General features: G+C 59.7%; 23 protein-coding genes and 2 riboswitches. Of the genes, 20 read left to right on the top strand and 3 right to left on the bottom strand.

From position 1 onward, the window contains the following. Positions 1 to 8: 8 nt before the first annotated feature. From JNL86_01740 to JNL86_01720, 5 genes are all read left to right on the top strand, one after another. Entirely contained in the window at positions 9 to 1,022 is a 1,014-nt protein-coding gene (locus tag JNL86_01740) for an NAD-dependent epimerase/dehydratase family protein (protein ID MBL8041626.1), read from the top strand. Positions 1,023 to 1,129: 107 nt separating this feature from the next. Next, positions 1,130 to 2,137, top strand: coding sequence for a GDP-mannose 4,6-dehydratase (gene gmd, locus JNL86_01735; GenBank protein MBL8041625.1), 1,008 nt, complete (start codon positions 1,130 to 1,132; stop codon positions 2,135 to 2,137). A gap of 2 nt (positions 2,138 to 2,139) precedes the next feature. After that, complete coding sequence (locus JNL86_01730) at positions 2,140 to 2,403, top strand: NAD-dependent epimerase/dehydratase family protein (protein MBL8041624.1); 264 nt, start codon at positions 2,140 to 2,142, stop codon at positions 2,401 to 2,403. Positions 2,404 to 2,458: 55 nt separating this feature from the next. After that, positions 2,459 to 2,608 carry a hypothetical protein gene (locus JNL86_01725; protein ID MBL8041623.1) on the top strand — a complete coding sequence of 50 codons (150 nt, stop codon included), beginning with the start codon at positions 2,459 to 2,461 and terminating at the stop codon, positions 2,606 to 2,608. Between the two features lie 60 nt (positions 2,609 to 2,668). Next, positions 2,669 to 3,097 carry an NAD-dependent epimerase/dehydratase family protein gene (locus JNL86_01720; GenBank protein MBL8041622.1) on the top strand — a complete coding sequence of 143 codons (429 nt, stop codon included), beginning with the start codon at positions 2,669 to 2,671 and terminating at the stop codon, positions 3,095 to 3,097. A gap of 56 nt (positions 3,098 to 3,153) precedes the next feature. Here the strand turns inward: JNL86_01720 and JNL86_01715 are convergent, their stop codons facing one another. The 3 genes from JNL86_01715 to JNL86_01705 all read right to left on the bottom strand — a co-directional run bounded on the left by JNL86_01715 (position 3,154) and on the right by JNL86_01705 (position 5,562). Continuing rightward, positions 3,154 to 4,551: a hypothetical protein gene (locus JNL86_01715; protein ID MBL8041621.1), complete on the bottom strand. Its 1,398-nt coding sequence runs from the start codon at positions 4,549 to 4,551 to the stop codon at positions 3,154 to 3,156. A gap of 212 nt (positions 4,552 to 4,763) precedes the next feature. Beyond that, on the bottom strand, positions 4,764 to 5,138 hold the full coding sequence (locus JNL86_01710; protein ID MBL8041620.1) for a hypothetical protein: 375 nt from the start codon (positions 5,136 to 5,138) through the stop codon (positions 4,764 to 4,766). Positions 5,139 to 5,370: 232 nt separating this feature from the next. Next, the gene (locus JNL86_01705; GenBank protein MBL8041619.1) at positions 5,371 to 5,562 is read right to left on the bottom strand and encodes a 50S ribosomal protein L28; all 192 of its coding nucleotides are present in this window, start codon (positions 5,560 to 5,562) and stop codon (positions 5,371 to 5,373) included. A 161-nt stretch (positions 5,563 to 5,723) separates the two neighbouring features. Between JNL86_01705 and JNL86_01700 the strand changes: the two genes are divergently transcribed. The 15 genes from JNL86_01700 to JNL86_01630 all read left to right on the top strand — a co-directional run bounded on the left by JNL86_01700 (position 5,724) and on the right by JNL86_01630 (position 19,882). Beyond that, positions 5,724 to 5,981: a SemiSWEET family sugar transporter gene (locus JNL86_01700; protein ID MBL8041618.1), complete on the top strand. Its 258-nt coding sequence runs from the start codon at positions 5,724 to 5,726 to the stop codon at positions 5,979 to 5,981. A gap of 109 nt (positions 5,982 to 6,090) precedes the next feature. Further along, positions 6,091 to 6,335: riboswitch (cobalamin riboswitch) on the top strand. A gap of 104 nt (positions 6,336 to 6,439) precedes the next feature. Further along, on the top strand, positions 6,440 to 7,438 hold the full coding sequence (locus JNL86_01695; GenBank protein ID MBL8041617.1) for a cobalamin-binding protein: 999 nt from the start codon (positions 6,440 to 6,442) through the stop codon (positions 7,436 to 7,438). Continuing rightward, a complete protein-coding gene (locus tag JNL86_01690) occupies positions 7,435 to 8,595 on the top strand; it encodes an iron ABC transporter permease (GenBank protein ID MBL8041616.1) in 1,161 nt (386 codons plus the stop codon). The genes JNL86_01695 and JNL86_01690 overlap by 4 nt, the downstream gene beginning before the upstream one ends. Next, positions 8,592 to 9,488: an ABC transporter ATP-binding protein gene (locus JNL86_01685; GenBank protein MBL8041615.1), complete on the top strand. Its 897-nt coding sequence runs from the start codon at positions 8,592 to 8,594 to the stop codon at positions 9,486 to 9,488. Before JNL86_01690 ends, JNL86_01685 begins: the two co-directional genes overlap by 4 nt. Before the next feature lie 69 nt (positions 9,489 to 9,557). Further along, a riboswitch (cobalamin riboswitch) is annotated at positions 9,558 to 9,820 on the top strand. A 28-nt stretch (positions 9,821 to 9,848) separates the two neighbouring features. Then, complete coding sequence (locus tag JNL86_01680; protein ID MBL8041614.1) at positions 9,849 to 11,831, top strand: TonB-dependent receptor; 1,983 nt, start codon at positions 9,849 to 9,851, stop codon at positions 11,829 to 11,831. 22 nt (positions 11,832 to 11,853) lie between these two features. After that, positions 11,854 to 13,254 (top strand): cobyrinate a,c-diamide synthase, encoded by a 1,401-nt coding sequence (locus JNL86_01675; GenBank protein ID MBL8041613.1) that lies wholly within the window; start codon positions 11,854 to 11,856, stop codon positions 13,252 to 13,254. A gap of 1 nt (position 13,255) precedes the next feature. Beyond that, on the top strand, positions 13,256 to 13,855 hold the full coding sequence (gene cobO, locus JNL86_01670; protein ID MBL8041612.1) for a cob(I)yrinic acid a,c-diamide adenosyltransferase: 600 nt from the start codon (positions 13,256 to 13,258) through the stop codon (positions 13,853 to 13,855). Positions 13,856 to 13,905: 50 nt separating this feature from the next. Beyond that, a complete protein-coding gene (locus JNL86_01665; GenBank protein MBL8041611.1) occupies positions 13,906 to 14,058 on the top strand; it encodes a cysteine-rich CWC family protein in 153 nt (50 codons plus the stop codon). 76 nt (positions 14,059 to 14,134) lie between these two features. Then, a complete protein-coding gene (locus JNL86_01660; protein ID MBL8041610.1) occupies positions 14,135 to 14,731 on the top strand; it encodes a cob(I)yrinic acid a,c-diamide adenosyltransferase in 597 nt (198 codons plus the stop codon). After that, the gene (gene cobU / locus JNL86_01655) at positions 14,715 to 15,272 is read left to right on the top strand and encodes a bifunctional adenosylcobinamide kinase/adenosylcobinamide-phosphate guanylyltransferase (protein MBL8041609.1); all 558 of its coding nucleotides are present in this window, start codon (positions 14,715 to 14,717) and stop codon (positions 15,270 to 15,272) included. Before JNL86_01660 ends, cobU begins: the two co-directional genes overlap by 17 nt. A 16-nt stretch (positions 15,273 to 15,288) precedes the next feature. Continuing rightward, positions 15,289 to 16,341: a nicotinate-nucleotide--dimethylbenzimidazole phosphoribosyltransferase gene (cobT, locus tag JNL86_01650; GenBank protein ID MBL8041608.1), complete on the top strand. Its 1,053-nt coding sequence runs from the start codon at positions 15,289 to 15,291 to the stop codon at positions 16,339 to 16,341. Between the two features lie 4 nt (positions 16,342 to 16,345). Then, entirely contained in the window at positions 16,346 to 17,107 is a 762-nt protein-coding gene (gene cobS, locus JNL86_01645; protein ID MBL8041607.1) for an adenosylcobinamide-GDP ribazoletransferase, read from the top strand. Further along, positions 17,104 to 18,060 (top strand): cobalamin biosynthesis protein CobD, encoded by a 957-nt coding sequence (gene cobD / locus JNL86_01640; protein MBL8041606.1) that lies wholly within the window; start codon positions 17,104 to 17,106, stop codon positions 18,058 to 18,060. The genes cobS and cobD overlap by 4 nt, the downstream gene beginning before the upstream one ends. Next, positions 18,057 to 19,154 carry a threonine-phosphate decarboxylase gene (locus JNL86_01635; GenBank protein ID MBL8041605.1) on the top strand — a complete coding sequence of 366 codons (1,098 nt, stop codon included), beginning with the start codon at positions 18,057 to 18,059 and terminating at the stop codon, positions 19,152 to 19,154. The genes cobD and JNL86_01635 overlap by 4 nt, the downstream gene beginning before the upstream one ends. Further along, positions 19,151 to 19,882 (top strand): adenosylcobinamide amidohydrolase, encoded by a 732-nt coding sequence (locus JNL86_01630; protein ID MBL8041604.1) that lies wholly within the window; start codon positions 19,151 to 19,153, stop codon positions 19,880 to 19,882. Before JNL86_01635 ends, JNL86_01630 begins: the two co-directional genes overlap by 4 nt. Position 19,883: the final 1 nt, after the last annotated feature.

The following is a 19,883-nucleotide window of genomic DNA, read 5'->3' as shown; positions in this document are numbered from 1 at the left end:
GGAACACCATGTACTGGAAAAACAAACGTGTACTCGTCACCGGAGGGGCTGGTCAGATCGGGTCTCACCTCGTGGCGCGGCTCGCCGCCGCCGGCGCCCAGGTGACCGTAGCCGACAATCTGTGGCGCGGGAAGAAAACGAACTTGCTTGGGGAAAACGGTGTGCCGGTCATTGATATGGAGCATCGGTTCTTGGAACTCGATCTCGCTGATTACCGGAACTGTGAACAAGCGACGGAAGGACAGGACATCGTCTATCACCTGGCTGACGTGGTTGCCGGCATCAATTATGTGTTCGGCAATCAGTTCTCGTTGTTCAACACCAACCTGATCATCGACTCAAATATGTTACGAGCGGCCGTTGCCAACAAAATCTCCTCATACGTGTATGTTGGTACCGCGTGTAGTTATCCCGCCGAACGGCAGAGCAAATTGAACCCTCCGCCGTTTAAGGAGGAAGATGCCTATCCCGCGTCTCCCGAATCGTCGTACGGCTGGAGCAAGCTGATGGGTGAAATGGGTTGTGATTTGGCCCGAAAGGAAAAGTTGCTCGACATCGGCATTCTGCGCTTCCACAACGTGTACGGTCCTCATTGTGAGATGTCGCCTGAAAAGTCTCAGGTCATTCCCTCACTCATCCGCAAGGCTATTCGGTATCCTGACGAAGAATTCGTGGTATGGGGGTCCGGCAAACAGCGTCGGGCGTTCGTCTTCGTGAGCGACATTGTGGATGCCCTAGTGGCCGTGGCCACGAAAGGCATGAATCAGGGCGTCATTCAGATCGGTCCTGACTACAGTACGTCGATCAAGGAAATTGCCGAGCGGGTCTGTGCGATTTCAGGGAAGCAGATCGATATTCGCTTCGATACGAGCAAGCCCGAAGGCGATGTCGATAGGGCGGCAGATTGGAGTAGGGCGCGCACCCTCCTCGATTGGGCACCGAGAACGAGCATTCAAGAAGGACTCGAGCAGACCTACGCGTGGTGTGAACGACAGATTCTTCAAAGCGCGGGACAAAGATAAAGATGCGTGTGGTTACGGGCAGAGCCGACAGTCGTGCCGTCTGTGGCGGCGCCGGCAGCCGAGTCGGTCGAAGTAGTCAGGTTGTAACAACGGAGTGAGGCAACACCGTGAAAAAGGCATTGATTACCGGCATCAGTGGACAGGATGGATCGTATCTCGCAGAGCTGTTGTTGTCGAAGGGATATGAAGTGCATGGCATTGTCCGGCGCTCGAGTTCCTTCAATACCGCCCGAATCGACGCGATCTATCAGGATCCGCACGTCGCTGAACCGAGGTTGCGACTGGTCTACGGAGATCTAAACGACGCAAGCTCATTGAATAAAATTCTGCGCATGATTCAGCCGGATGAAATTTACAATTTAGGTGCACAGAGTCATGTACGTGTGAGCTTCGATGTGCCCGAATACACGGCCGAGGTCACGGCATTGGGAACGGTTCGACTCTTGGAAGCAATTCGGGAGTCGGGTATCCAGCCAAAATTTTATCAGGCGTCATCCAGCGAAATGTTTGGCATGGTGCAGGAGATTCCCCAGCGAGAAAGTACGCCGTTTTACCCACGCAGTCCGTATGGGGCGGCCAAAGTGTATGCCCATTGGATCACGGTGAACTATCGTGAGGCGTACAACCTGTTCGCGTGCAGCGGCATTCTGTTCAACCATGAATCGCCGCGGCGTGGCGAGACGTTCGTCACACGGAAGATCACACGTGCTGCCGCCCGTATCAAATTGGGTGTTCAGCAAGAGCTATTTCTCGGCAATCTGGATGCCAAGCGAGATTGGGGATTTGCCGGTGATTATGTCAACGCAATGTGGATGATGCTGCAGGCAGATCAACCTGATGACTATGTCATTGCCACGGGTGAAACGCACACGGTGCGCGAATTTCTCGAGCGTACCTTCGGGTATCTCGATCTGGATTGGAAACAGTTTGTGAAGATTGACCCACGCTACTATCGGCCTACCGAAGTCGATTTGCTGATCGGTGATGCGTCAAAAGCAAAACGGGTACTGGGATGGGAGCCCAAAGTGTCATTTGAGGAACTGATTGTGATGATGGTCGAAGCTGATCTTCGAGCGGAGCGTGGCATTCTCGAGGGCACGAGAGGGGCACGATAGTCATGTCGTATTGGACGAGCAAGCGAGTCCTCGTGGCTGGTGGAACAGGTTTCCTGGGTTCAGTCGTCGTCGCTCAGCTTCAGCAGCAGGGTTGTCGGACCATTGTTGCCCCTCGAAGTCGTGACTACGATCTTGTTGACATGGGAGCCGTTAGGAGTCTGTATCAAGACACGGCACTTGATTTGGTGTTGCATCTCGCGGCTCGAGTGGGTGGAATCGGAGCGAATCAAACTCACGCCGGCCAATTTTTTACGACAATCTCATGATGGGGACTCAGCTCATTGAGGTCGGTCGTCAGCGCGCCTAGAGAAATGTGTGGGGATGGGTACGATTTGCTCGTATCCCAAGCATACGCCGGTGCCGTTTCGTGAAGAGGATCTTTGGGCCGGATATCCCGAAGAGACCAACGCCCCCTACGGCCTCGAAAAGAAGATGATGCTGGTCCAATCCCAGGCGCATCGGCAGCAGTAGGGCTTCAACGCGGTCGTCCTGTTCCCAGTGAACCTCTATGGCCCTGGGAACAATTTTGACATGGAGACGTCGCATGTTATTCCCGCATTGACTAGGAAATGCGTGGAGGCAAAAGAACGAGGCGACGAGTGTGTGGTGTTGTGGGGAGATGGTTCACCATCGCGCGAGTTCCTCCATGCCGATGATGCGGCACGCGCGATTGTACTTGCGGCCGAACACTACAACGCGGGTGAGCCGGTCACTGTGGGCACGGGGCAGGAGATCACGATTCATGCCCTCTCGAGTCTGATCGCTGAGGTGGTCGGCTTTATCGGCAGGAATGTGTGGGATACGTCAAAGCCGAATGGGCAGCCACGTCGGTGCCTCGAGGTGAGTCGAGCCAAACACCTATTCGGATTCGAGGCGAGAGTGGCCTTTGCCGACGGGATTCGGCAAACCGTCTCCTGGTTTCAAGCTAATCGAAAGACGGTTCGCGAGGTCGTGTTCTGATCCATGCTTGGATTTCCGATCTCTTGAGACTGTGAGGCGCTGCTCCTTGGGCACGGTTAGTTCACACAGTTCGGGTGTAGTTGCCCATCGGAGAGGTACACGCAGGAAAGAAACGACGAGCCATTTGTCGTAACGGCATTTTTGAGCGCCGTGGCCTGCTGGGTTCCGGGACGGATCAAGCAGTCGTAAGGGAAGACCCCAGGGACCATCCATGATGGATGTGCTGACCACATCGCAAAGCCATGTATCTGTGGATAGTTTGAGACAATCCGGGGCAGGGCTGCAGCGATTTTCTGCGCCGCCCAGCTCGAATTTTGTTGAGTACCGTCGGGGAATCCCAATTCCATGAAAAACACGGGTTTCGTAGGTGCCACCGTTTTCACCTCTTGCAGAACGGCATCGAGCGCTGCAAAGTGATTCTCAACGGGAACCACATAGTCCTGAGTGAGCCCCGGCCAGTCCTTCGCATAATAATCGATCATATAAAAATCAAGACTGACCCAGTCGACGTACTGGTCTCCCGGATAAAAGTTGGCAAATGAGTGGCAGCTTTGAAGCAGTTGCTTCGCGTAGGTCTTGTCGACGGTGGCCGGAAGATCCGCGACGTCATAATCAATCTGGTTCGCTTGATGCACAGCCCAACCCATTGAATCAAACGTCAGAAACTTCAGCCCCTCTCGGCGTACAAAGAAATCATAATAGTAGCGTTGCGCGGCTTTTAGGCGTTCTACTCCATCGCAGATTTGTGGCGTACCGATGTCGCTGTACAGGGAACTGTAGGGGAGGGAGCCCGGATTAAACTCCGCAAAACCACGCTTGTTTTCAATAGCCCATTGTAATGATTTATCTCCTGCCGGGCCGAAGCCGCCAAAATAATCGGCTCCGATCCCATTGGGTTCTCGCCCCGAGATAAAAAAGGTTGGTTTGCCATACTGGCGAAGCTCTCCGGCAAATCGTTTGAGTTCTGCATCGTAGACGCCGCTGAGAAGCTTATCAACGGTGAAGCCTGCCGGCGCTTCCGATTCCCCGGGGGCCGGGTGGGTGTTGTAGGCCTGAACCACAATCACTTTCCCTTCTTGCCAAGCAAGATTTGCGGCTTGCACATCGAAATGAGGTTGGCCAGCTGCATCGTACCCGTTAGCCCAAGTGCCTCGATATTTTGACCAGAGTGCAGTTTTCCGTCCGCTCGCCGATTCAAACGATGCGATATCGTTCTGGACCCATTCGTACTGGCCGATGTACAGACCCGCTGCGGGTGGAGGTACGATCTTGAGTACGGAGTAGTCACGAGTGGTCGTCGCCTGAGTCGTGGGAGTGGTAACTGCTTGTGTTTGCACTTGCCGTTTCTTTCGAGAAAGCCAGGTTTGGGCTTCCGCAGGTGAGACGGAGTCGAAGGAGATCCAGAGGCCCGTCACAAAACTCAGCGCGAGGATGGTGGCAATGTGTCTTTTCACGATGAGACCTCCAAGTATCTTGGCTGGATACTCAGCAAGCGTCATACCATGCGATGAGGGCACTAGAAACCGGAAAATGTTTAAAAACGCGGCAGTTTCCTTACGGCGTGTTCGCTGGGTTGGCACATTCTTGTACAGGTTGCGGCTTAGACCATTCAGTCGGAGCCTACGCTTCGCTGACAGGGGGGAACGTGGAGAGACAAAAGGGCGGGTTACTGTTTGGGTGCGTCGATCCCCGGAATACACTCCTTCGGCATGAGTCCACCGCTGTGGAAGTGGGAGACGTGTTTCCATGTCTGTAGCACGGCGTTGTTGTCGAAGGTGAGGAGGTATTCCTCGCACCAGGTGCCGGGCGGCGTGTAGAGGTTGCCGGACTGTTGCTCGCGAAACTCGTAGACCCAGATGCCTTCGCCGGCTTCGCCTTTTCGAACCGCCTTGGGTGCGCCAAGTTCCTGCCGGACGTTCGCTTGCGTGGCCTGGCCTTTCGCGGAGTCAAGGTAGGCCGCTTCCTTGCTCTGGAGGTGGCTGCAGGCAGCGATGCCGAGGGCTACGGCCAGGAGTCCCAATACCCGGCTGATTCGTCTCATGATGCTTCCGGTTCGAAGCTACGCTTTCCGGTGTTGTCGTGAACGCATTCGGATTGTACACCGATCCAGTGGAGGCGTCTCCTATGGCGTGATGTTTGGGAAGCCGATGGCGGGGCCTTGGGCCGGGTTGAGTGTTGGCGTGCAAGGACGGCCAACTTCACCCGGGACGAACGGACGGAGAACGAGTGTGAAATCCAGATCCGGAAAAAAAGAGGGGAGCGGGATGAGGTGGTTAGACGGCTTTCTTGACCAGCCCGGACCGCAGGCAACGCGTGCACACGCGAATGCGTAAGGCGGAGCCGTTGACAAGCGCTTTCACACGCTGCAAGTTGGGATTGAAGACGCGTTTCGTTCTGTTGTTCGCGTGGCTGACGTTATTACCGGTTTGGTGCTTCTTCCCACAGAGATCACAGGCATATGCCACGGCCCTACTCCTTTGTTGCGGCGTCTTTCAACGACTAGTGCGTGAATGGAGCGGAATGCTACCATAGCGCCACGGGCTAAGACAAGCTGTCGGGGTGAATTCTCCTCTGTGGATACCCTCCTTCCTGTGTCAGGCCCGTCACCTTCGCGGAGACTTCACCTATGGATATGGTCACGCTCGTCGGCTTGCTTGCAGGGACTCTCACCACGATTGCCTTTATTCCGCAACTCCAACAAACCTGGCGCACCCGCTCCGCACAGGATGTGTCATTGGGGATGTTGTTGACCTTCACGATCGGTGTGTTTCTCTGGTTAGTGTATGGACTGCTTCTCGGTGCCCTTCCCATCATCCTCGCGAACCTCATCACACTCGTCTTGACGCTCGCCATTCTGGTCCTCAAACTTCGTTACCGTTCTTAGCCTGTTTCCCCGGGATTCTCATGCCGGAGGTCTGTCTTGAAGGCCTGCGCATTAGCGTCCGCTCATCGATCCCCTTGACAAGATCGGCCATCCTCTCCTAGAGTTTGCCTCGTTTCAAGACACCTTGGGTCAAGGGAAGAGGGTGTGAAACCCTCGCGGTCCCGCCGCTGTAAATGGGGACGAAACCCGCCGATGCCACTCGCGTGGCCGTGAATCATTGTTCGTGAAGCGTGACGCGTTTGGTTCATGACGCGAGAGACGATTCACGAGAGGCGAATCACGGGCCTGCTGGGAAGGCGCGGGGAGTAGGATGAACCATAAGCCAGAAGACCTGCCCGAGGAAGACCCTTTATTCCCTCGTGGGCTGGGGAATAGGCGAGGATGATGGTGCGGGTAATCCTCAGGGTTCCACGTTGGCCCTGGGGATTTTTTATTTGCGCGCCGCTCAATACCTCCCCATGCCTCGATGTCTTCTCGTCCTATGTGGAGTCCTGTGTTATGCGGTGTTGGCTTGTGTTCTACCTGCCTTCGCGCAGGTACCGGAGGATGAGTCCGAGATGAAACGTCGTCAACAAGGCATCCTCACGGGTATGCCGTTCATGGCCAACATTACGCCGCGCACGTTTATCGACGATGCGGGGAGAAAACTCTATGTGGCTAAGGCGCCCGCACGCGTTGTCTCGCTGGCGCCGAGCATCACCGAAATGTTGTTCGCCCTGGGGCTGGATGAGCAGATCGTCGGGGTGACCGAATTTTGCGATTTCCCGGCGGGGGCCAAGGCTAAATCGAAAGTCGGTTACGCTAATCCCAATCTCGAATCACTGATCGCGCTTCGTCCCGAGTTGATCGTGGCGCCCCGCGAGTTTCACCGGGCCAATGTCCTGGCCAAGCTGGAAGAATTGAAAATTCCGGTGCTGCTCCTGGACGCGACATCGCTGGAAAGCATTTTTTCGCACCTTCATACCTTGGGGCGCATCTTCGATCGCTCCGTGGCTGCGCATGCCATGACGCTGGCCATGCGAAACCGGATGGCGGAACTCACCGCTCGGACGGAGCGGCTCGCGCGCGTCCGGGTGTTGTATGTCATCAACAGCGAACCGCTCATCACGGTCGGGCCGGGAAGTTACATCCATCAGATGATCGGGCTCGCCGGTGGGGTGAATATCGCGTCCGAGGCGACTGCGCCCTATCCTCGCCTCACCATGGAAACGGTGTTGAAGGAAGATCCCGAAATTCTTCTGTTTCCCAGAGGGTCGGTCGAAACGGTTCCGCGAAGCGAGCAGGAGGCCTGGAGACGGTGGACCACCGTGACGGCGGTTCGGCAGAATCGTCTTCGTGAAGTGTCTGCCGATGCCCTCAACCGGCCTGGTCCGCGCGTCATGGATGGGCTGGAATCGCTTGTCCGTGTGATCCACCCCGAAGCCTTTCCGTCTGAAGTCACGCCCGGACAGCCATGATGCCATCGGCCGGCCACCCTACGCCTCCTGCCCCCACCGTAACCGTGCAAGCGCTATCCAGTGGTCCTTTGCCATCCGGTCCGCCGACGGTCGCAGATGAGCGCCTGTTTCAAGGAGCAATCCTGACGCCGTCCCGCTGGTGGAGCGTGATGACGGTGCTGGCGATCATCGCAGGCCTGTCCGCCATGCTGTGCCTGCAATTGGGGACGCAGTACATCGGGATGGGGCACATCATCAGCCTCGTCTCGTCCCTGGTTTTCAGTCGACCGGTTGACGATCAGATGGTCGATACGGCGGGCGTCATTCTATTCCAGGTCAGGTTGCCACGGGTGGTGCTCGGCTTTTTGGTCGGGAGTTGTCTCGCCTCGGTTGGCGTCGCGTTGCAGGCCTTGCTCCGCAATCCGCTCGCCGATCCGTATGTCCTGGGAGTGTCCAGCGGGGCCGCATTGGGAGTGGCCGTGGCCGTGTTGTTCGGCATCGGGACCACAGTGCTGGCCTTGTCCTTGCTGCCGGTCTGCGGGTTTGTCGGCGGGCTGGTGGCTCTCGCAGTGATGTATCGAATGGCGGTGACGCATGACCGTCTTCCGACTCACTCGGTGCTGCTCACCGGGGTCATCCTTAATGCCATCTTCTCCGCGCTCATCATGTTCATCACCTCCATCATGGAACCGAATCGGTCTTTCGGCATGATGGCCTGGCTGATGGGCTCGCTCACTGCGCCGGCCTACTCGGTGCTGGTGGCGTTAGCCGCGTATTTGCTGATTGGGCTGGTGCTGCTCTTCAAGCAGGTCCGGGTACTCAATATTCTCGCTTTGGGTGAAGAGCCGGCACGATCGCTCGGCATCGACACCGAACGCGTCAAACGATTCATCTTTCTACTGTCAGCGCTCATGACCGGGGCCGTAGTGTCCTTCAGCGGCATGATCGGGTTCATCGGTATGATCGTGCCCCACGCCGTCCGCCTCGTGGTCGGGGCCGACCATCGCCTGTTATTGCCGGCCTCGGCATTGGCCGGCGGAACTTTTTTAATGGCGGCAGACACCGTGGCGCGCACGGTGTTCGTGCCGTCTGAGGTACCGGTCGGGGTGATTACCGCGTTAGCCGGCGGCCCATTTTTCGTCTACCTCCTGGTGTGGCGAAAGGATCGATTGGCATGACGTGGATGGAGGCGTCGGCTTCGACAGCGGGAGGAGCCATGGGTCAGGGCACGGAGCCTGAGTGTGCCTATGCCGTCCGCGAGGTGCACTTTGCGTACGGACAATCGCGGCCAAGTGACGGACGATGGGTTCTTCGGGATGTCACGCTGGAGGTCGAGCAAGGAGAGATCCTCGGCATCGTCGGCCCCAACGGATCTGGAAAAACCTCGCTGCTCAAACTGTTGGCAAAACTGGCTGTGCCGCAGGACGGGGCGATCACACTGTTCGGCCGGCCGTTGACCACCCTCTCGCAGGAGCAGATCGCGGACACCGTCGCGGTCGTCCCGCAGGACAATCCGCAGATGTTTCCCTTCACGGTCGCGGAAACCGTCCTGATGGGACGCTTTCCACATCGGCGGCGTTCGGGATGGACTCTGGGATTCGGCTGGGAGGGCCGGGAAGATTGTCAGGCAGCCGCCGAGTCGATGCGTACCATGGACATCGCGCATCTCGCCGCCCGCGCCGTGACGGATGTGTCCGGGGGCGAACGCCAGCGGACGATGATCGCGCGGGCGTTGACGCAATCTCCGAGAGTGTTGCTGCTCGATGAGCCCACGGCATTTCTGGATGTGCCGCACCAGCTGGAAATCTGTTCGACCCTGCGTCGACTCTGTGACGAGCGTGGGCTGACAGTCGTGATCGTGTCGCACGATCTGAACCTTGCCAGTCAGTATTGTGATCGTGTGGCGATGCTCCGGGCGGGTCAGGTGCGAAGGGTCGGCGCGCCTGCCGAGGTCATGTCGGTGGAGGTGTTGCGGGAGGTGTATGGCTGCGAAGTCTTGATCGACGCGCACCCGCAGTCGGGGCTTCCGAGAATTACGCTGCCGAGCTCGCGTGTGCCGGTTGGTCGATGAGGTAGTCAGGTGTTGCGAGAGGGGTTCGCGCCCGGCCCCCTCGTGTCCAGTGATGGGGCGAGTGATCCATTGGAGAGCGGAGTATCAGGAAGACGCCGTTAGCGTCGGGGAAGATGGTGCAAATCCATCACGGTGCCGCCACTGTAAGCGGGGAGTAACTCTGCAGTGAGCCACTGGCGAGTGGCGTGGTTCGTGAATCGTCTCTCGTGAAGCGCAGGAGGTGTCCTCCGACCGTTTCACCCACGACGTGTCACGTTTCATGCTCAGCCGGGAAGGCGCAGAGACACGATGAGCCGCAAGTCAGGAGACCCAACTGACGGAGAGTACGACTGAGCCCTTCGAGCGAAAGGGGATGTCAGGATGTTCGGTATTGCCTGGAGATGGTCTGTCTGTTGTGTGCTGTTGTGTCTGGTGAGTGCCCTACTGGTGCGCGCGGAAGAAATTCCTGCTGAGCACCAGCCCGATCCGATTCCCATCGTCGAGACCGAAGAAGTCGTGGTTTCGGCCACGAAAACTCCGGTGCCGGTGAGCCAGGTGACCAGTGCGGTCGAGGTCATCACCGCGCAGGATATGAAAAAACAAAACATCAGGAGTGTCGTCGACGCGCTCCGACTGGCACAGGGGCTCGCCGTGTTTTCGAGCGGCGGCCCGGGGACCGAAGTGAGTGCGAGAATTCGCGGCGGCAGCTCCAGCCAGACGCTGGTGTTGATCGACGGCGCGATCGTCAACAGCGCGACCTTGGGAAGCTACGACTTCGCCAACCTGACCACCGACAATATCGAGCGCGTCGAGATTCTGCGCGGCGCGCAAAGCATGTTGTGGGGATCTGATGCGATGGGGGGCGTCATCAATATCGTCACGAAGCGAGGCCAGGGCCCACTGAGCGCCACCGGATTCATGGAATACGGGTCGTTTGCGTCTCTGCGCGAAGGCGGCACGGTGTCGGGCAAGCAGGGCATCGTTGATTACAGTCTGTCCCTCTCTCGCTGGGACACGTCGTCTTTCTCCGCCGTCAATTATCGCCGGGGCGCCACCGAGCGAGATTCCTATCGCAATTGGCAGGGGTCTGGACGAATCGGCGTCGACCTGCCGCACGACGGACGGCTCGATTTCACGATGCGGTGGATGAATGCCGATACGCAACTCGACAACGTCTCGGCGACGTTTCCGGCCGATGTGTATGGTTCAAAGCTGCGCAGTCAGCAGTATGTGTTCAGCGGCAGTTACGAGCAACCTATGACCGGGTGGTGGTCGCAGAAGCTGACGCTCTCGCGAGCGCAGGAAGCCTCGCTGTTTCTTCCGGGGACCCTGCAGCGCAATCTCATCGACGGGTCCTTCAGCACGCCGTTCGGCTCCCCGAATGAAACGCGGGTGCTGTCCAACCGTGTGGAGTGGCAGCACAATGTTCAGCTCACGAAATTGCTGTTGGTGAGTCTGGGCTATCAATTTCGAGAACAGCAGGGCGAGAATGACACCGGACTGACGAATAAGGTACTCAGTTCCCATGCCGGTTTTGCGCAGGCGCAATTCAACTTGTGGGATCGAGTGTTTGCGACGGCCGGCGTGCGACACGACAGTTACAACGTCTTCGGCGATGCCACCACCTATCGGCTCACCGGGGGGTATTACCAGAAGGAAACCGATACCAAGCTGCGCGTCGGCTATGCCACCGGTTTCCGAGCGCCCAGCATGAACGAACTGTACTTTCCGAATTTCGGCAACCCGAATTTAGGACCGGAAAAGAATCAAAGTATGGATGCGGGCATCGACCAGTATTTCCTCTCGAAACAGTTGAAGCTGTCGGGCGGCTTGTTCTGGAATCATTATCGCAATCTCATTGTCACGACGTTCGATCCGGGATTTTGTGCGCCGTTCAGTACCTTCGGGTTCTGTTCGCAGCAGGTCGGGTCGGCGTCGACCAAGGGATGGGAAGCGGGACTGACCTACACCTATGCAGGCGAGCGGCCATTCCTGCGCGGCGTGGTCGTGCAAGCGCAGTATACGAATACGCTCACACGCGATATCGAGGCGCACACCAGATTGCCTCGTTGGCCGACCGACCAGTGGAGCGCCTCGGTGAGTTATCAACCCATCGATCCCTTGTGGATTACCGTCATCGGGCGGTACGTCGGATCGCGGTTCAACACCACCGGCGAACAGCAGGCGATGCGGGCCTTTGACGTCTGGTCGCTGGCGGTGACCTACGATGTGACGAAACAGCTCCAGGCGTACCTGCGAGCCGAGAATCTGTTCAATGAGAAGTACGAAGAAATTGCCAGCGCAGGGGTGCCGATCCGGTCGATCTTCGGCGGCGTCCGCGTCACGCTCGGGGGCAAGTCGTGATTCAAGGCTGACCGTGTGACCGATGCGTCGTCCTCGACTCGTCATCGCCGGCACCCATAGCGGGGTCGGCAAAACCACCGTCACCCTGGCGCTGCTCTCGGCGCTCAAGGGGAAGGGGCGTATCGTGCAGCCATTCAAGGCCGGCCCGGATTTCATCGATCCGGGTCACCACCAAATGGCGACCGGCCGGCCTTCACGCAATCTGGACGGGTGGATGCTGGGCGAAGCTGTGAATCGCGGGATATTCGCGCGGGCGTCGGCTGATGCGGACCTGTCGATCATCGAAGGGATGATGGGGCTCTTCGACGGAAGTTCGTCGACGCAGGACAGCGGCAGCACCGCCGAATTGGCGAAACAGCTGAAGGCTCCGGTGTTGTTGGTGATCGACGGCAGCGCCATGGCCCGTTCGGCTGCGGCGATGGCCGCGGGGTATGCGAGAATCGATCCGGCGGTGCGCGTCGCCGGAGTCCTCTTCAATCGGGTGAAGAGTGAAGGCCATTATCGGTTGCTGCGGGACGCGGTCACGTCGGCCACGGATTTGGAGGTGGTTGGGTATCTGGAGCCGGACTCAACCGTGACGATCGCCGACCGGCATCTTGGGCTTCGGACGGCGATCGAAGAGGGGGAGCGCGGGATCTCTGCTCGGTTGGCAGAGTCCGCGGCAAGGACGATTGATCTGGACCGGGTTGCCTCGTTGGCAGGATCGGCTGAGGATCTTATTCTGTCGGATGAGCCAGTGCCGGGTACCTCGACGAGTCAACAGCCGACGGTGCGGGTCGGGGTGGCCTATGATCCGGCGTTCTGTTTTTACTATCAGGATAACCTGGAGTTGTTGAAAGCGGCAGGGGCCGAGATCATCCGGTTTTCGCCCTTGCGTGATGCCGTCGTACCCGATGTGGATCTGTTGTACCTCGGTGGCGGGTATCCCGAGCTGTATGCGGAGAGCTTAGCGGCCAATGTCGCCATGCGATCCGCCGTGCGGACATTCAGCACGCAGGGTGGGGCAATCTATGCGGAGTGTGGTGGATTGATGTATCTGACGGAGGCAATCCGTGACGGGGCAGGGCGCCGACACGATATGGTCGGCGTCGTGCCTGCCGAGGCGGTGATGCGGAACGACGGGATGACGTTGGGGTATCGAACCGTGCGGGTGACTCATTCTTGTCTGCTCGGCCTGGAGGGCACGGAGCTGCGAGGGCATGAGTTCCACTATTCGCGGCTTGAGCCCACCGGCGACCTGCACTATGCCTGTGCGCTCGCGGATGCCGACGGCAAGCCGGTTGGATCAGACGGGGTGGTGAGGCGAAACACCCTGGCGTTGTATAGTCATCAGCACTTCGCCAGTTGTCCAGAGGTCGTCGGCCACCTGCTTGCGGCAGCACGTCAGGCGCGCCGGGATATGACCTCATGCCGAACGGAATGAGATGACGCAGCCAGACGACCATACAGCCAGAATGCAGCGCCTGAAGGCGTCGGTGGATCGCCGTATTGAAGCGGCGCAGGAGGAGAAGGGCTTGTTGATCGTCCATACCGGGGCGGGGAAGGGTAAGACCACGGCCGCGCTCGGCATGGCGCTGCGTGTGCTCGGCCACGGGATGAAAGTGGCGGTCGTGCAGTTCATCAAGGGTGCCATCGACACGGCCGAAGAGCGGATGCTCCGGTCATTCGGCGACCGCGTGACGTTTCTGCGGATGGGCGAGGGGTACACCTGGGAAACACAGGATCGTGAGCGCGATACGAGATGTGCGCAGGAGGCCTGGGCGAAGGCCTGTGAGTTGCTGACGGACGCGTCCTATGCGATGGTGATTCTCGACGAATTCAACATTGTTCTTCAGCATGGGTATGTGGATCTCGATCAGGTGCTGCCGCGCGTACAGGCTCGTCCTCCCATGCAGCACGTGGTGATCACCGGCCGAGGAGCGCCTCCGGGGCTGATCGAGGCGGCGGATCTGGTCACGGAAATGAAACAGGTGAAGCATCCCTTTCGGAAGGGGATCAAGGCACAGGCGGGGGTGGAGTTTTGAGAGGGCCGGTCAGCAAGACCTGTGAGCACTGCCGGCAGCCCTTTGCGTGTGTGGGGTATCAATGTTGGTGCGGGAAGATCGGGATCACTGAAGCGCAAATGGATTGGATTGCGGCGCGGTATCAGGACTGTCTCTGCCCTGTGTGCCTTCAACTGGTGGCAGACGGGAAGCTGGGACCTGAGCCCATGCGGCCCATGTCCTGAGACAGCGCGCGTCTATGCGTAGGTCCCACGAGAGTGAACCTGGAACTGTGGGCGACCCATGGGAAAGGATACGGGCATGCGGATCACCAAGGTCTATACAAGAACGGGCGACGCAGGCCAAACACGGCTGGCCGGCGGGCAGCAGGTGTGGAAGGATTGCCAGCGAGTCGAGGCCTACGGCACGGTCGATGAGCTGAATGCGTCCGTGGGCTTGGTCCGAGCCATGAATGCCGAGGGCGGGGGCACGTCTGCCGCTGCGGCGCAACTCGAGGCTGACCTGCGCTGGGTTCAGAATAAATTGTTCGATGTCGGGAGTCTGCTCGCCACTGCGCCAGGGCAGACCTTTCCGAACATGCCGACCGTCACGGCCGACGATGTGACCAGGCTCGAGCAGATGATCGATCGTTGTCAGGAGGAATTGGCTCCGCTGAAGGAGTTTATTCTGCCGGGCGGGGGCATGGTCTCGGCGACGCTCCATCAGGCCCGAACCATCTGTCGGCGAGCCGAGCGAGAGTGTATTAAGCTGAGCCGCGAAGAGGACGTGTCCGCCGAGCTCAATAAGTATCTGAACCGGTTGAGTGATGCCTTGTTCGTCATGGCGCGATGGGTAGCCAAAACCCAAGGTGAACCGGAATTTTTGTGGCAGCGTGAGTCCGATGCCGCTGCCAAGTAAGTCGATGGCGCAGCGCCGACGTTCACGTTCCCGTCTCATTCTCGTGCTGGGAGGGGCGGCTTCTGGGAAAAGCCAGGTGGCGTTGGAGAAGGCCGGCCGCGGGGGACCACGGGCGTTTGTGGCGACCGGGCAGGCACTTGACGGCGAAATGACCGCGCGTATCGAGCGGCACCGTGCGACCCGTTCGGCCGACTGGTGCACGGCGGAGGTTCCTCGTGCGCTGGCCGAGTGGTTTCGATCGGATGGCTCGCGATACCGCACGATCGTCGTGGATTGTCTGACCCTCTGGTTGAGCAATCTGTGTGGCCGTCGCATGGTCGGCCAGGACATGACTGGCCGTGTGGAGGAACTGCTGCAGGCGATTCGCCGGACTTCGGCGCGGGTCGTGTTGGTGAGCAACGAACTGGGGTTCGGGTTGGTGCCCACGAGCCGGGACGCGCGCGCGTTTCGCGACATCGCGGGTCGCGTCAATCAGCAGTTCGCCGCTGCAGCCGACGAAGTGTATTTCGTCATGGCCGGGCAACCGCTTAGACTGAAGTGAACAGGGGAGTGAAGGTATGATGCTCGATGAGGCGGTGCGACAGATTCAGCCGGTGGATCGCGAGAGTGCTGCGAAGGCTCAAATCCGTCTGGACGGGTTGACCAAACCTCTCGGCAGCCTGGGGAGGCTGGAAGAAACGGCCGTACGGTACGCTGCCATCACGGGAGAGCTAAAACCGAACGTGCCGCGTGGTGTCGTGGTTACGTTTGCGGCCGATCACGGAGTAGCGACGGAAGGGGTGAGCGCGTACCCGAGTGAGGTCACGCCTCAGATGGTACTGAATTTTCTCCGCGGCGGTGCAGGCGTGAATGTGCTGGCGCGACATACCGACCTCGAAGTTCGGGTGGTGGATATCGGCGTCGCGTATGACTTCGGCTCGGTACAGGGGCTCATTCAAAAAAAAGTCCGACAGGGGACGGGAAATCTCCGGCGAGAACCGGCCATGAGCCGGACCGACGCCGTGCAAGCGATGCAGGTCGGTCTTGATCTGGCGACTGAGGCCGCTCGAGAAGGCATCGGGCTCATCGGTACCGGTGAGATGGGCATCGGCAATACGACTCCCAGTGCGGCGATCACGGCCGTGATGACAGGTCGGTCCGTGGCCGACGTGACCGGACGCGGCACCGGCATCGACGAAGCCGGTCGCGCCCATAAGATTCAGGTGATTCAGGAGGCCATGGATCGACATCGTCCAGACCGCGCCGATGCGGTCGACGTCCTGGCGAAAGTGGGCGGGTTGGAGATCGCCGGCTTGGCCGGACTGATCCTGGGTGCGGCAAGGGCACGAGTGCCGGTGGTGTTGGATGGGTTCATTGCCGGCGCAGCCGCGTTGATCGCCGTGGGGATACAGCCACTCTGCTGCGACTACCTGATCGCCTCGCATCGATCGGTCGAACGAGGACACCAGGCGATCCTGGATCATCTGGGTCTCAAGGCGCTCCTGGATCTCGACTTGCGGCTTGGTGAAGGGACGGGGGCCTGTCTCGGCATGGGGTTGGTGCAGGCATCGATCAAGATTCTGACTGAGATGGCAACCTTCGATGAAGCCGGTGTCTCGCAACGTGACTGAGGCCATGGCTGTGACCAGACCGTTTGTGTTTGCCTGGCATTTCCTGACGGCGATCCCGCTCAGCCGTCGTCATCATGATCCGACGGCCGATGAATTGGCTGCGTCGATGGCCTGGTATTCGACGGTCGGGGTGATGATCGGCGGGCTTCTCGCGCTTGTTGACCAGGCGTTGCGCGGGTGGATGACAGTCGAGGTGGCGAGCGTACTGGTGATCGTACTGTTGGTGCTGCTGACGCGCGGACTCCATCAAGACGGACTGGCGGACACCATCGATGGATTGGCCGGCGGCAGGACGGTAGAGGACCGGCTGCGCATCATGCGCGACCCGAGCGTCGGGGCGCTCGGCGCGACAGGCCTCTTTCTGTCCCTCCTGTTGCGCTATGCCGGACTGTTGGCGGTACCGCAAGCGTGGCGTGTTCCCGTGCTGCTCTGTATGCCGGCGGTGGGTCGTTTGGCGATGGTGTGCGTCGCCTGCGCCTCTCCCTACGCGCGGCGCGACGGAGGGTTGGCGGCGGCATTCCTCACGAATCTCTCGTGGCGGCATGTGCTGGTCTCGACTCTGGTGGTGGCCGTGGTCCTCACCGCAGCCTTGGGCGCATGGCCGGCCCTGGCCACGATGGGACTGGGTGCCCTCTTGATCCTGTGGGTGCGGCAGGGATGTCGCGCATGGTTCGGCGGCGTGACCGGTGATCTGCTCGGTGCCACCAATGAGCTGATCGAGATTTTGTTTCTGTTGCTGGTTCCTCTGCTGGTGCTGTCTCGATGACCGGCGTCGACTTGCTGTTGGCGGTGCTGCTTGATGTGGCGGCGGGAGATCCGCGATGGTTGCCTCATCCCGTGAAAGGGATGGGCGCGGTCATTGGTTGGGTCGATGGTCGTATCCGCAACATCTGCCGCAGTGAACAGGCACTACACATCGCCGGCGCCGGTCTGGCGCTCGGCCTTCCTGCGGCAGTCTACGGCGCCGCGACTTGGGTGATCGCCCAGGCTGCAACGGTGAATCCGATCCTTGGGCAGGCAGTCGGCATCGGTCTGGCGTATACCACGCTGGCCGGACGTGATCTCTATGACCATGTTCAGGCGGTGACCGGCGCCTTGGCGGCCGGTGATTTGGCCGGTGCGCGGAAGGCGGTGTCGATGATTGTGGGCCGCGACAGTGAGACGTTGTCGGAAGGAGAGATCGCACGCGCGACCGTCGAAACAATTGCCGAAAGCAGTTCCGACGGAATCATTGCCCCGCTGGTCTACCTGTCGCTCGGTGGCGCGCCGCTGGCGCTGGCGTATAAGGCGGTGAATACGCTCGACTCCATGATCGGGCATCGCGACGAACGATATGCACATTTCGGCTGGGCCTCCGCTCGCCTTGACGATGTGGTCAACTGGGTGCCGGCCCGACTGTCCGGTGGATTCATCGCGCTGTCTGCCGGCTTGTCTACCGGCCAGTGGCATCGCATTCACGACAGTTGGTATATCCTGCATCGGGACGGCGACAAGCATCCCAGTCCGAACAGCGGACAGCCGGAGGCCGCCATGGCCGGCGCGTTGGGCGTACAGCTCGGAGGGCGAAACTATTACGACGGCGTTCCGCACGATGGCGAGTTGCTCGGTGATGGTCCGGCCGAGGTCGCTCCCGAACATATCCGTCACGCTTCGCGCATCATGCTGGTCACCTATGCGCTGGGCCTCTTCTTCGCCTTGCTGTCCTTATGGGTCGCATGACGCGCGCGAGGCACGGCGGAGATGTGTACGGCGCGGCTCGTGACTTGAAGCGAGCGCCCGATCGACTCCTCGATTTCAGTGCCAGCATCAATCCGCTGGGCCCCGCTCCCGCAGTGTCTCGGGTGCTCAAAGGTGCGACGACACTGCTCCGGCACTATCCGGATCCGTTGTGCTGGGACTTGCGGCAGGCACTGGCCGCCTATTGGTGTCGTTCCCCCGATGCCTTTCTTATCGGGAATGGATCGACGGAATTGATCCATCTCCTTCCGGCAGCACTGCAGATACAACATCTGTTGGTGGTGGGTCCGACGTTTTCCGAATACGCGACGGCGATGGCACGATCCGGTGGACAGATCAGCCTGATCGTGGCGGCGCGGCATGATCTGTATCAACCACAGCCGGAGTTGGTGTTGGAGACCATGAGACGGGCGAGCACTGTTGGGCGGTCGCTCGATGCGGTGTTGCTGTGCAATCCCAATAGCCCGACCGGCGTCGCGTGGGAGGCAGGAACCGTGCGGAGGCTCGCTCGTGAGACGGCGCGGCTCGGACTCTGGTGCGTCGTTGATGAAACGTTTGCGGACTATTGCGAATCGGTATCGATTCTGGGAACTGTCCTTCCTCCCAAGACGATCGTGCTGCGGAGTTTTACAAAGTTCTACGGGCTTCCAGGGCTTCGTGTGGGGTATGTGGTCGCGCCACCCGCAGTGACGAAGCGGCTAAGCGCCCACCAGCCTCCGTGGTCGGTGAACATGTTGGCGCAGCGTGCTGCCGTGGCGGCATTGCAGGACGACCGGCATCGTCGGCGAAGCCTGCAGTTCATGGATCGAGAACGGATACGGTTGCAGCGGGGACTCGAACGGCTCTCAGGTGTCCAGGTGTTTCCCACGAAGGCCAATTTTATCCTGATGGAACTGCCGGTCGGGTACAAGGCCGCGCGGGTGGTGTCGGCGCTGCGACGGCAAGGCCTGCTGCTCCGTGACTGTTCACAGGTGCCGGGCTTGAACGATCGCTCGCTGCGGGTGGCGGTGCGAACAAGAGACGAGAATGATCGGCTGCTGAAGGCCTTGGCTTCCATCGTGCGAGTGACGAGATGAGCAGGCCTGATTCGACTCGCTTCTCGACGCGATCACGCGTGGCTCGCGAGACGTTGATCGTCGATCTGGGGGCTCGCATGCGCGTCCTGTCCTCTGCTCCACGAGGAGGGGGGCTTCGAACCACCCGGTACATTCTCAATCACCAGGTGCCTTCCAATCCAATGTCGAATGGTGCAGTGGGAACGTGGGACAATCCTTCCCGCTACCTGAGACGTCTCGCAGAGTCGCTCGGGATTGAGTCGGATTGCGTCGGTCTGATGACGGCGGTTCCCATGACGCAGGTCGTCACCTGTCGTGAGGAACGGGATGGGCTCTGGGTGGAATGTTTTGCGACCGTCGGGGTCACCAATGCCGTACGGGCCGGCGAAATTCCCAGACAGAACGAAGGGCATGCGAGCCATGGCAAGACAGGAACGATCAATCTGATCGTGGTCACCAATGCCTGCCTCGCGGTCCCTGCCTTGGTCGGTGCAGTACAGGTTGCCACGGAGAGTAAGACCGGCGTATTGCGGGATCATGCGGTACCGAGCTGGACCGGTTTGCCCGGCGCCACGGGGACGGGGACGGATGCGGTGGTGGCCGCCTGCGCCTTGCGGGGGCATGGGCCATGGCACCCCTATGCGGGCACACATACGGACCTCGGTTCCATGATCGGCCTCGTGGTGGGAGAGTGTGTGACGGCCGGGCTCGCGCGCGCCGCGCAATGGGCCGCGAATCACCGAAGGTAAA

The organism is Nitrospira sp., from assembly GCA_016788885.1.
GTDB lineage: Bacteria > Nitrospirota > Nitrospiria > Nitrospirales > Nitrospiraceae > Nitrospira_A.
Note: the sequence above shows the minus strand (reverse complement) of the source record. Positions and strands in the feature narration are given on the sequence as shown.

Coding starts and splice junctions, on each gene's coding strand:
- JNL86_01740 (MBL8041626.1), top strand. CDS start 9: ATGTACTGGAAAAACAAACGTGTACTCGTCACCGGAGGGGCTGGTCAG.
- JNL86_01730 (MBL8041624.1), top strand. CDS start 2,140: ATGTCGTATTGGACGAGCAAGCGAGTCCTCGTGGCTGGTGGAACAGGT.
- JNL86_01725 (MBL8041623.1), top strand. CDS start 2,459: ATGGGTACGATTTGCTCGTATCCCAAGCATACGCCGGTGCCGTTTCGT.
- JNL86_01720 (MBL8041622.1), top strand. CDS start 2,669: ATGGAGACGTCGCATGTTATTCCCGCATTGACTAGGAAATGCGTGGAG.
- JNL86_01710 (MBL8041620.1), bottom strand. CDS start 5,138: ATGAGACGAATCAGCCGGGTATTGGGACTCCTGGCCGTAGCCCTCGGC.
- JNL86_01700 (MBL8041618.1), top strand. CDS start 5,724: ATGGATATGGTCACGCTCGTCGGCTTGCTTGCAGGGACTCTCACCACG.
- JNL86_01695 (MBL8041617.1), top strand. CDS start 6,440: ATGCCTCGATGTCTTCTCGTCCTATGTGGAGTCCTGTGTTATGCGGTG.
- JNL86_01690 (MBL8041616.1), top strand. CDS start 7,435: ATGATGCCATCGGCCGGCCACCCTACGCCTCCTGCCCCCACCGTAACC.
- JNL86_01685 (MBL8041615.1), top strand. CDS start 8,592: ATGACGTGGATGGAGGCGTCGGCTTCGACAGCGGGAGGAGCCATGGGT.
- JNL86_01680 (MBL8041614.1), top strand. CDS start 9,849: ATGTTCGGTATTGCCTGGAGATGGTCTGTCTGTTGTGTGCTGTTGTGT.
- JNL86_01675 (MBL8041613.1), top strand. CDS start 11,854: ATGCGTCGTCCTCGACTCGTCATCGCCGGCACCCATAGCGGGGTCGGC.
- cobO (MBL8041612.1), top strand. CDS start 13,256: ATGACGCAGCCAGACGACCATACAGCCAGAATGCAGCGCCTGAAGGCG.
- JNL86_01660 (MBL8041610.1), top strand. CDS start 14,135: ATGCGGATCACCAAGGTCTATACAAGAACGGGCGACGCAGGCCAAACA.
- cobU (MBL8041609.1), top strand. CDS start 14,715: ATGCCGCTGCCAAGTAAGTCGATGGCGCAGCGCCGACGTTCACGTTCC.
- cobT (MBL8041608.1), top strand. CDS start 15,289: ATGATGCTCGATGAGGCGGTGCGACAGATTCAGCCGGTGGATCGCGAG.
- cobS (MBL8041607.1), top strand. CDS start 16,346: ATGGCTGTGACCAGACCGTTTGTGTTTGCCTGGCATTTCCTGACGGCG.
- cobD (MBL8041606.1), top strand. CDS start 17,104: ATGACCGGCGTCGACTTGCTGTTGGCGGTGCTGCTTGATGTGGCGGCG.
- JNL86_01635 (MBL8041605.1), top strand. CDS start 18,057: ATGACGCGCGCGAGGCACGGCGGAGATGTGTACGGCGCGGCTCGTGAC.
- JNL86_01630 (MBL8041604.1), top strand. CDS start 19,151: ATGAGCAGGCCTGATTCGACTCGCTTCTCGACGCGATCACGCGTGGCT.